This is a genomic window from Actinomadura xylanilytica (assembly GCF_030283145.1).
In the GTDB taxonomy this organism is placed as follows: Bacteria; Actinomycetota; Actinomycetes; order Streptosporangiales; family Streptosporangiaceae; genus Spirillospora; species Spirillospora xylanilytica.
In genome coordinates this window covers 438,550-449,205 of record NZ_JASNWE010000003.1, presented here as the reverse complement: position 1 = coordinate 449,205, position 10,656 = coordinate 438,550, and the positions used below count along the sequence as shown (strand labels likewise).

Sequence of the window (10,656 nt, the reverse complement as noted above, 5' to 3'; positions counted from 1 at the left end):
CCGAACAAGGAGACAGAACCGATGACCGCCACTCCGCCCGAGGTGGAGCAGCTCCTCGCCCGCGCCCACGACCTGGGCTCGGACCCGCGCAACACCAACTACGCGGGCGGCAACGCCTCGGCGAAGGGCACCGTCACCGACCCGGTGACCGCCCGCGACGTCGAGCTGATGTGGGTGAAGGGTTCCGGCGGCGACCTCGGCACCCTCACCGAGCCGGGCCTGGCCGTGCTGCGGCTGGACCGGATGCGCGCCCTCGCGGACGTCTACCCGGGCGTCGAGCGCGAGGACGAGATGGTCGCCGCGTTCGACTTCTGCCTGCACGGCAAGGGCGGCGCCGCGCCCTCCATCGACACCGCCATGCACGGGCTGGTGCCCGCCGCGCACGTCGACCACCTGCACCCCGACTCCGGCATCGCGATCGCGACCGCCGCGGACGGCGAGGAGCTGACCCGGCGGATCTTCGGCGACCGGGTGGTGTGGGTGCCGTGGCGGCGGCCCGGCTTCCAGCTCGGTCTGGACATCGCCGCGATCAAGGAGGCGAACCCGGCGGCGATCGGCGTCGTCCTCGGCGGCCACGGCATCACCGCCTGGGGCGCGACCAGCGCTGAGTGCAAGGCCGCCTCGCTGGAGATCATCGCGACCGCCGAGGCGTACCTGGCCGAGCACGGCAAGGCCGACCCGTTCGGCCCGGTCGTGCATCCGGCGCTGCCCGAGGCGGAGCGGCGGGCCCGCGCGGCCGAGCTGTTCCCGCTGGTGCGGGGGCTCGCCTCCACCGACCGGCCGCAGGTGGGGCACTTCACCGACAGCCCCGAGGTGCTCGACTTCGTCGCCCGCGCCGAGCATCCGCGGCTCGCCGCGCTCGGCACGTCCTGCCCCGACCACTTCCTGCGCACCAAGGTCGCGCCGATGGTGCTCGACCTGCCGCCGGACGCGCCGCTCGACCAGGTGAAGGCGCGGCTCAGCGAGCTGCACGCCGACTACCGCGACGCCTACCGCGCCTACTACGAGCGCAACGCCGCGCCGGACTCCCCGGCGATGCGCGGCGCCGACCCCGCGATCGTGCTGGTGCCCGGCGTCGGCATGTTCAGCTTCGGCGCCAACAAGCAGACCGCCCGGGTCGCGGGCGAGTTCTACGTCAACGCGATCAACGTGATGCGCGGCGCCGAGAGCGTCTCGGCGTACGCGCCGATCGACGAGGCCGAGAAGTTCCGGATCGAGTACTGGGAGCTGGAGGAGGCCAAGCTCCGCCGGATGCCCGCGCCGAAGCCGCTGGCCACCCGCGTCGCGCTCGTCACCGGCGGCGGCTCGGGCATCGGCGCGGCGACCGCGCGGCGGCTGGCCGCCGAGGGCGCCTGCGTCGTCGTCGCCGACCGCGACCGGGCCGCGGCCGAGAAGGTCGCGGCCGAGATCGGGGCGGGCGCCTACCGGGCGTCCGACGTCGCGGTGGCCGTCACGGTCGACGTCACCTCCGAGGACGAGATCACCGCCGCCGTCGCGGCGGCCGTGCTCGCCTTCGGCGGCGTCGACCTGGTCGTCAACAACGCCGGGCTGTCGGTGTCCAAGCCGCTGCTGGACACCACCGCCGCCGACTGGGACCTCCAGCACGACGTGATGGCGCGCGGCTCGTTCCTGGTGTCGCGCGAGACCGCCCGCGTCATGGTCGAGCAGGCCATGGGCGGCGACATCGTCTACATCTCGTCCAAGAACGCCGTGTTCGCCGGGCCCAACAACGTGGCCTACGGCGCGACCAAGGCCGACCAGGCCCACCAGGTCCGGCTGCTCGCCGCCGAGCTCGGCGAGCACGGCGTTCGCGTCAACGGCATCAACCCCGACGGGGTGGTGCGCGGCTCGGGCATCTTCGCCGGGGGCTGGGGTGCCAAGCGCGCCGCCGTCTACGGCGTCGAGGAGGACAGGCTCGGCGAGTTCTACGCCCAGCGGACGCTGCTCAAGCGCGAGGTGCTGCCCGAGCACGTCGCCGCCGCCGTCTTCGCCCTCGCGGGCGGCGACCTGACCCACACGACCGGACTGCACATCCCCGTGGACGCCGGCGTCGCCGCCGCGTTCCTCCGCTAGACCCGGTGGGGCCGGCCCGGTCACGCAGGAGCCGCGCCGGCCCCACCGCCCCACGCTCGCACGCGTCGCCCACCCCCCCGTTGGACCTTGCAGAGCCCGAAAGGGACAAAGATGGACCTGGCCAGGACGTTCCACCGCCCGCTGCCCGTCATCGCCACCCTCGCCCTCGGCGTGACCGGCCTGCTGGCCGCCGCCCTCCCCGCCGGCGCGACCGGCCCGTCCGGCGTGACCGACGCGTTCGGGCTGCCCGCCCTCGCGAAATCCGACCGCTACGTGATGACGCCGGCGGCGCGCACCGTCCGCCCGGCCCGCGTCGCCGAGTCGCACAAGGTCAACGGCGACTACGTCACGGCGGACTCGCCCGCCTCGGAGAAGGACGGCCACGCGCTGACCGCCGGCCCGTCCAGCACCACCGCGAGGGTCGACGGCGTCCAGGTCAGGCAGGCGGGCCCGGACGTCGCCGGAGCCTCGTTCGGCTACCGGATGCGCGTCCCCGGCACGGGCCCGCTGACGCTGCGCGTCGAAGAGGCGGGCAGCGCGACCGGCCACTACGAGGTGCTCGTCAACGGCACCGTCGTGCATGAGCGCAAGCCCGACACCGCCCAGGCCGGCGTCTGGGGCGGTCCCGGCGGGCAGCAGCTCGCCGGGCTCGTGCACTACGACGTCGCCGTCCCCGCCCGGCTCGCCGGATCCTCCGGCTCGATCCAGGTCACCTTCCGCAACGCGGCCGAGCCCGGCCCCGGCGCCCGCGTCCACGCCGTCTGGACGCTCGCGGACGCGGGCCGGACCACCGCCCCCTACGGGGGCACCGTCACCGACCCCGGCGGCGCGGCGCGCGGCGGCACCACCACGCTCCGCTCGGACGCCTACGGCCGCCCCTACGTCGTCTACGACTTCGGCCAGGAGGTCGGCGGGAAGATCGGATTCACCGCCCACACCAAGGGCGGTGCGGCCCCCAAGATCGGGCTGGCGTTCAGCGAGAGCCCCACCTACCTCACCACCGCCTCCGACTACAGTCAGGACCCGGTCGGGCTGGCGACCGAGACGCACTACCTGACCCCCGGCGCGGGCCGCTCGGCGGTCACCGACCCGGTGATCCGCGGCGGGTTCCGCTACCTGATGGTCTTCCTCGCAGAGCCCGGCGAGGTGGAGCTGTCCGGCCTGAAGCTGGACTTCACCGCCGATCCCGCCAACCCGGCCCCGAACCGGTACCGGGGCGCGTTCCTGTCCAGCGACGAGACGTTCAACCGGCTCTGGTACTCCGGCGCCTACACCGTCCAGATGAGCACCATCGACCCCCGGACCGGGCGGCCCTACCCGGGCAAGGAGGGACCGGTCGGCAACGACGCGACCGTCGGCGACGGCGACAGCGTCATCACCGACGGCGGCAAGCGCGACCGGATGATCTGGGGCGGCGACAACGCCGTCGCCGACGTGGTGTCCTACCTCAGCACCGGCCGCCCCGGACCGGCGGCCAACGCGGTCGGGTTCATGGCCAAGGGGCAGGCCGCCAGCGGCCAGATCCCCGGCCTGTACCTGACCGAGAGCCAGGGCTACAACCTCGGCTGGGGCGAGTACGCCGAGTGGTGGGTGCAGAACTTCTGGGACCACTACCTCTACACCGGCGACCGCGCGTTCCTCGACCGCTGGTACGGCGCGATGAAGAAGAACATGGCCTGGCTGGAGTCCAAGGCCGACGCCGACGGCGTCCTGGACCTTAAGGGCGCGGGCGGCACCTGGGGCTACGGCAACGAGGGCAAGGGCACCTACACCAGCTCGCTGTACGTGCGCGTGCTCGGCCTGGCGGCACGGGCCGCCGAGGCGAAGGGCGAGCCGGACGCGGCCAAGACCTATCGCGAGCAGGCGGCCCGCACCGCCGCCGGGGTCAACGCCACGCTGTGGGACCCCGCCGCGGGCGCCTACAAGGTCGGCCCGGGCGACGCCACCCACCCGCAGGACGGCAACGCGATGGCGGTCGTGGCGGGCGTCGCCACCGGCGACCGGGCGCGCTCGGTGCTGCGCTTCTTCGACACCGCCCTGGCCGGACGGCACGGCGACCTGACCGTCGACAAGCCCGGCGGCGTGGTGCCGCAGTACATCAGCCCGTTCGTGTCGAACTCCGCGCTGCTCGCGCACGTGAAGCAGGGCGACGCGGACGGCGCGGGGTCGCTGCTGAAGCGCACCTGGGCGCCGATGCTCGGCGGGTCCAACCCCGGCACCCTGTGGGAGAACGTGAACCCGGACGGCGCGCCGCGCCTCGGCTCGTACACCAGCATGGCGCACGGCTGGGCGGCCGGCCCGACGTCCTTCCTCACCAACCAGGTGCTCGGCGTCACCCCGACGTCGGGCGGGTTCTCGACCTTCACCGTGCTGCCGCACCCGACGCCGGGCCTGCGCTGGGCCCAGGGCCGCGTACCCACCCCCGCCGGGAACGTCACCGCCTCCTGGAAGCGGCAGGGCGGCACGTTCTCCCTCCAGGTCGTCGCGCCCGGCACGACCTCCGCCACCGCGGGCGTCCCCGCGGACGGCGTCCGCGAGGTCCGGCTCGGCCGCACCCCCGTCTGGCGGTCCGGGCACGCGCTGCGCCCCGGCGTGGTCGTCCGGGACGGGCTGATCCAGGTGCCGGGCCTCACCGGGACGTCCACGCTGACCGCCCGGTGACCCTCGGACGAGTGACCCTCGGACGAGTGACCTTCGGACGAGCGCCACTCGGACGAGCGCCATCCGCGCAGACCGCCGCCAGTAGCTGAGTACAGGAGCTTTGATGGCCCACCCCACCCCCCGCCGCGGGCTCGCCCGCGCCGCCGTCGCCGCCGCCCTCACCGTGGCCGGCACGGCGGCCGTCCTGCCCGCCATGCTCACGCCCGCCGCGTCCGCCGCGCCGTCCGCGCGCGGCCCCTGGCAGGACCCCTCGTACCAGCCGCGCCCCGGCCAGTGGCGCCCCTACGTCCTGGCGCCCGAGAGCCGCACCGTGCCGCCCGTCGCGGTGTACAAGGCCGACCCCCGCGAGGGGCGCATCGACGGCTCGCCCGAAGCCGCCCTGAAGAACGGCGGAGGGTCGGTGCGGCTGACCGGCGCGGCCGACCGCGCCGGGTCGCCGCTGCTGATCCTGGACTTCGGGAAGGAGGTCGCCGGGCACATCAAGGTGCGGGTCAAGGGCGCCTCGTCCACCCGGCCCAAGCTGCGCGCCTGCTTCAGCGAGTCGATCCGCTACCTCGCCGAGGCGCCCGGCGACAACGACGGGCAGGGCGCCATCGCCCCCGGCTGCGACACCGCCAACATCTGGAACGGGTTCCCCGGGCAGCCCTACACCGAGGACACCGACAGCCACGCCCTCACGCTGGACGGCAGGCTCCCCGGCACCGTCCGCGACAAGGAGCTGCGCGGCGGCTTCCGCTACGCCACGCTCTTCCTCGACGGCCCCGGCTGGGTCGACGTCGACGGCGTGTCGGTCGACTACACCGCGGCGCCCAGGCAGAAGGACATGACCGACTACCAGGGCCGGTTCCTGTCCAGCGACAACCTGCTCAACAAGATCTGGTACGCGGGCGCCTACACCGTCCAGCTCAACACCGGCGCCGCGAACACCGCCAAGAGCTGGCCCTACGTCAAGGGCGAGGGCGACCACGCCGACGCGCCCGTCCCGCACGCCGACCCGAGCAAGGACGTCATCTACGACGGCGGCAAGCGCGACCGCATCATCTGGCAGGGCGACCTGGCCGTGCAGGCGCCCGTCGCGTACCTGAGCACCAACGACCTGGACGCGGTGACCAACTCGCTGTCGTCACTGGCCGCCCAGCAGCTTCCTGACGGCTACATGCCCGCCGAGAGCCAGGTCGGCCAGCACAACGCGGACGAGCTGCGCACCTACGGCGAGTACGTCACCTGGTTCGTCAGCAACATGCACGAGCACTGGCTCTACACCGGCGACCGCGCCTACCTCGCCAAGTGGTGGACGGCGCTGACCAAGGCGACCGCCTGGCTGGAGTCGGTCCGCGCCCAGGACGGCGACAAGGGCCTGATCGCGTTCGACAAGGCCGGGTCGTGCGGCCACTACGGCTACTCCGACTGCGGGCACGAGACCTACGTCAACGCCCTCTACGCCCGCAACCTCGCGCAGATGGCGGACCTGGCGAAGGCCCGCGGCGACGCGGGCGCCGCCGCGGCCTACGCCGGGCGGTCGGCCGCGGTGAAGAAGGCGATCAACGACCAGCTCTGGGACGAGCAGGCCGGCGCCTACCGGCTCTCCCGCGAGATCCCGGGCGCCTACCCGCAGGACGGCAACGCCACCGCGGTCCTGGCCGGCGTCGCGGGCGCCGCGCGGGGCCGCCGCGCGATGGCCTACCTGCGCGCGAACAACTGGGAGAAGTACGGGTCGCTGACCGTCTCGCAGAAGACCCCCAACGCCTCGCTGCCGCCGTTCTACGCGCCGCTCCCGAGCACCTTCGAGACCGACGCCCGCCTGGAGGGACGCGACGCGTCCGGGCTGGACCTCATCCGGACGTTCTGGGGCCACCAGCTCGCGCAGGACCCGGGCTCGACGTTCTGGGAGCACATGCAGCCGGACGGCACCCCCAACCTCAAGCAGTTCTCCAGCCTCGCGCACGGCTGGGCGGCCGGCCCGACCGTCACCCTCAGCACCCGCGTCCTCGGCGTCCGGCCGACCGCCGCCGGATACTCGTCCTTTGCGGTCGTGCCGTTCGCCGGCGACCTGACGTGGGCCGAGGGCACGGTCCCGACGCCGCACGGCGGCATCGAGGCGTCCTGGCGCACCGACCGGCACGGGTTCGGCCTGACCGTCCGCGCCCCGCGCGGCACGACGGGCCGCCTCGCGGTGCCGGTGTCGGCGCGCACCCGGAAGGTGACCTTCGACGGCCGCACCGTGTGGGCCGGGGGCGAGGCCACCGCACGCGGCGTCAGCAGTGACGGCGCCTACGTCTATTTCGACGGGGTGTCCGCCGGGCGGCACGTCCTGGCGGCGAGAGAGTGAAGGGAAGAGAGCACATGACCGAGAACGGGACGGGGACCGGCCGGGTCCGGGTCGGCCTGGTCGCCGGGGGGCTGGGCGCCTACTGGCCGCAGTTCCCCGACCTGCTGCCGCAGTTGCGGCGGTCGGCGGAGCGAGTGGCCGAGCGGATGCGCGGCCTCGGCGCCGACGTCGTCGACGTCGGGTTCATCTCCGACGCGCAGGAGGGCGCCGCGGCGGCCGAGAAGCTGCGCGCGGCGGGATGCGACATCATCGTCGGCTTCCTCACCACCTACATGACCGCCACCATGCTGGTGCCGGTCGCGCAGCGCGCCGACGCGCCGGTGCTGCTGATCAACCTCCAGCCGACCGAGTCGATGGACCACGCGACCTTCGACACCGGCCAGTGGCTGGCGTACTGCGGGGCCTGCCCGCTGCCGGAGATGGCCAACGCGTTCCTGCGCTGCGGCATCCCGTTCCGGTCCGTCTCGGGGTACCTGGAGGACGAGCGGGCCTGGACCCGCATCGGGCGCTGGGTGCGCGCCGCCGGGGTGCGGGCCGCGCTCCGCCGCGGCCGGCACGGGCTGATGGGGCACCTGTACCCGGGCATGCTCGACGTCTCCACCGACCTCACCCTGGTCAGCGCCAACTTCGGCGGCCACGTGGAGGTGCTGGAGTTCGACGACCTGCGGGTCCGCGTCGAGCAGGTCACCGAGGCCGAGGCCGCCGCCAAGCGGGCCGAGGCGGCGGAGGTCTTCGAGCTCGACGCCTCCGTCGACGAGGACGACCTCCGCTGGGCCGCGCGGGTCTCGGCCGGGCTGGACCGGCTGGTGGCCGACTTCGAGCTGGACAGCCTGGCCTACTACCACCGCGGGCTGGACGGCGAGATCCACGAGCGGCTGGGCGCCGGCATGATCCTCGGCGCCTCGCTGCTCACCGCGCGCGGCGTCCCGGCCGCCGGGGAGTACGAGCTGCGCACCTCGCTGGCCATGCTGATCGCCGACCGGCTCGGCGCGGGCGGCTCCTTCACCGAGCTCCAGGCGCTGGACTTCGGCCGCGGCCATGTGGAGATGGGCCACGACGGCCCGGCCCACCTGGCGATCAGCGCCGGCCGGCCGCTGCTGCGCGGCCTCGGCGTCTACCACGGCAAGCGCGGCTACGGCGTGTCGGTCGAGTTCGACGTCAGGCACGGCCCGGTCACCGCGCTCGGCGTGATCCAGCACCGCGACGGCCGGTTCTCGCTCGTCGCGTCCGAGGGCGAGACCGTGGCGGGGCCGCTGCTCCAGATCGGCAACACCACCTCCCGGGTCGACTTCGGCTGCGACCCGGGGGAGTGGGTCGACGCCTGGAGCGCCACCGGCATCTCCCACCACTGGGCCCTCGGCACCGGCCACCGGGTGGCCGAGCTGAAGGCCGTGGCCGACCTCTTGGAGATCGAACTCATCGACGTCCGCCCGTAACGCGCACCACGACCGAATTTCAGGAAGTCGGGGGACTTACCTACCAGGAGCGTCCGCGTGACGTGTGTCTTCGGCATACGCAAAATCACCCCGGCCACCGCGCTCTTCACGGCGATGGCCCTGATCACCGCCCTGCTCTCGCTCGCGCCGCCGCCCGCTCGGGCGGCGGCGCCGCGGCCGGCGGGGACCACCACTGAGCTCGCCAACTTCGACGCGGGCGGGAACCAGGTCACCCGCTACGACACCGACGGCAACGCGGTGGACGCGCACGACGGCGCGATCCAGCGCTTCGGCGACACCTACTACCTGTACGGGACCAGCTACGACTGCGGCTACCAGTGGCAGGTCAACAACACCTTCTGCGGGTTCAAGGTCTACTCCTCGCCCGACCTGGCGCACTGGACCGACCGCGGGTACGCGGCCAAGCCCCGCGACTGCAAGTTCTGCTTCCGGCCGCACACCGTCCACAACAAGGCGACCGGCAAGTACGTCATGTGGGTGAACGACCAGGAGGCGGCGGACAGGTTCCGCGTCTACACCGCCGACCGGCCCACCGGCCCGTTCACCGAGAAGCCGGTGCCCGACCTCCCGTCCGCCACGCCCTGCACCGCCGACCTCGACGTGTTCATCGACGACGACGGCACCGGCTACCTGGCGTGCAGCAACGCCGGATGGCACATCGCGGTCATCAAGCTCACCCCCGACTACCTGCGCGTGGCCGGGCCGTACGCGGTGACCGGGGTGACACGGGTCGAGGCGCCGTCGCTGTTCAAGCGGAACGGCACCTACTACCTGACGATGTCGGACCCGAACTGCGGCTACTGCGTCGCGACCGGCACCTCCTACCTCACCGCCAAGAGCCCGCTCGGCCCGTGGCACGGCCGCGACGCCTGGACCGTCGAGGACGGCGCGCTGGTCGCCAAGGGCGGTCTCTACGGCCTGTCGCAGCAGGGCGACGACTGGACCGACTACACCTACTCCTTCGACGTCGCCCCGCTCCCGGCCTCGTCGGGGACGGCCGCGCAGGCGGGCTTCTCGGTCCGGATGAACCGCGACGACCACGGCTACCTGTTCCTGCTGAGCGGCTCGGGGACGGGCAACGGCAAGCTGAGCGTCCTGCGCCGCGCCGGGTCCACCACCGCGAGCCACGTCGTCACGCTCGACAAGCCGGTCGTGGCGGGGGAGTGGCACCACGTGTCGGTCACCGCCGCCGGCTCCACCCTCACGACGTCCATCGACGGCGTGCAGGTGGACAGCTACACCGACGCCACGTACCCGGCCGGCAAGGTCGGCGTCCGCGAGTGGAACGGGGCGGCGCTGGAGTCGGCCAGGTTCGACAACGTGCGGGTCACCTCGGCGGACGGCCGGGAGCTGCTCGCCGACGACTTCTCCGGCGACCTGTCCAAGTGGATCGTCCCGACCCCGGGCGTCAAGATCAGCGACGACTCCTGCGGCGGCCAGCCCGCCCAGGTCGCCACCCTGCGGCAGCGCCGCGGCGACCCGACCTACCTGTACTTCAGCGACCTGTGGAACTTCCACACCAACGAGGCGCGGGCCAACTTCTACTGGCAGCCGCTGACGTTCGCCGCCGACGGCTCGATCGAGAAGCTCACCTGCTCCAACACCCGCGTCCACCTCGATCCCGGGCACGCGGGGCGGCAGCGCCCGGTCCGGGGCCTGGACCAGGGCAGCGGCGCGGCCGGGTTCCGTACCGGCTGCGACATCGCGGGCAACGTCCGGCGGGAGCAGCGGTTCACCGCGGGCCGCTCCGGCCGCCTCACCTCGCTCGCCGTGACCGCGTTCAAGGACGGCACCGAGGAGGGACGCGTCCAGCGCACCCCGCCGGACGAGCCGCTGACCATCGAGATCACCGACGGGGCCACCACGCTGTGGTCGGGCTCGGTGGCGGCCACCGGCGTCGGCTGGGCGCCGCGCAACCTGACCGTCCACCCGCGCGTCAAGGTCGAGCGCGGCCGGCCCTACACGGTCCGGATCGGCTCGGCGACGACGGCCAAGGGCTGCTACGGCCTCGCCTACAGCGACGGCGACCCCTACCGGGGCGGGACGGCGGCCGTCAGCACCGACGGCGGCGCGACGTTCACCGCCGAACCCGCCCGTGACCTGAAGTTCTTCACCACCGTCGAAAGGAACTGACGC

At 73.5% G+C, this 10,656-nt stretch carries 5 protein-coding genes; all 5 read left to right on the top strand.

Annotation, left to right across the window (positions count from 1 at the left end; translation table 11 throughout):
• Nucleotides 1-21: 21 nt before the first annotated feature.
• The 5 genes from QP090_RS19905 to QP090_RS19885 all read left to right on the top strand — a co-directional run bounded on the left by QP090_RS19905 (nt 22) and on the right by QP090_RS19885 (nt 10,653).
• Nucleotides 22-2,073: a bifunctional aldolase/short-chain dehydrogenase gene (locus QP090_RS19905; protein WP_285940610.1), complete on the top strand. Its 2,052-nt coding sequence runs from the start codon at nt 22-24 to the stop codon at nt 2,071-2,073.
• 111 nt (nt 2,074-2,184) lie between these two features.
• Nucleotides 2,185-4,734 (top strand): alpha-L-rhamnosidase-related protein, encoded by a 2,550-nt coding sequence (locus QP090_RS19900; protein ID WP_285940608.1) that lies wholly within the window; start codon nt 2,185-2,187, stop codon nt 4,732-4,734.
• Nucleotides 4,735-4,837: 103 nt separating this feature from the next.
• On the top strand, nt 4,838-7,063 hold the full coding sequence (locus QP090_RS19895) for an alpha-L-rhamnosidase-related protein (protein WP_285940606.1): 2,226 nt from the start codon (nt 4,838-4,840) through the stop codon (nt 7,061-7,063).
• A gap of 14 nt (nt 7,064-7,077) precedes the next feature.
• A complete protein-coding gene (locus tag QP090_RS19890) occupies nt 7,078-8,499 on the top strand; it encodes an L-fucose/L-arabinose isomerase family protein (RefSeq protein WP_285940604.1) in 1,422 nt (473 codons plus the stop codon).
• A 57-nt stretch (nt 8,500-8,556) separates the two neighbouring features.
• A complete protein-coding gene (locus QP090_RS19885; protein ID WP_285940602.1) occupies nt 8,557-10,653 on the top strand; it encodes a family 43 glycosylhydrolase in 2,097 nt (698 codons plus the stop codon).
• The last annotated feature ends 3 nt before the right edge of the window (nt 10,654-10,656 follow it).